The sequence below is a fragment of the Psychrobacter sp. TB55-MNA-CIBAN-0194 genome (assembly GCF_040309505.1).
Classification (GTDB): Bacteria; Pseudomonadota; Gammaproteobacteria; order Pseudomonadales; family Moraxellaceae; genus Psychrobacter; species Psychrobacter fozii.
In genome coordinates this window covers 1-354 of record NZ_JBEOOW010000073.1, presented here as the reverse complement: position 1 = coordinate 354, position 354 = coordinate 1, and the positions used below count along the sequence as shown (strand labels likewise).

Below are 354 nucleotides of genomic sequence, written 5' to 3'. Positions count from 1 at the left end.
CCTGATCTGACATAATGCCAGTGTCGGTATAAAGAGCGATCTGGCGGTATTCGATAATAAGTTTTAAGACAAAACTCGACAGCCCATCGCCATATTCTGGATGCTGACGTAAAACTTCAATAAGATTTTGAATATTCTGATTGGCTAAAGTAGGCTCTTTATCACTTACTCGTAGCTCATCGATTAAGCGCTTAAGTACCGCGGGATCTGGTACATCACTTAAGGCAGTAATCTGTTGTAAAATGTGTTTTATCTCTGACACATCGTATCCCTTATGGTAGTTATTTCAATCATCGTTATTATGTAGTATGTGAAATAAGACATCTTCTTTTAGTGACTGGCTGTAATTATCAC

General features: G+C 37.9%; 1 protein-coding gene. It reads right to left on the bottom strand.

Annotated features, from left to right (window positions below; translation table 11 throughout):
• Window positions 1-262: transporter-like protein (locus AAEY75_RS14305; RefSeq protein WP_502944418.1), on the bottom strand; the 262-nt coding region annotated here is incomplete at its 3' end.
• Window positions 263-354: the final 92 nt, after the last annotated feature.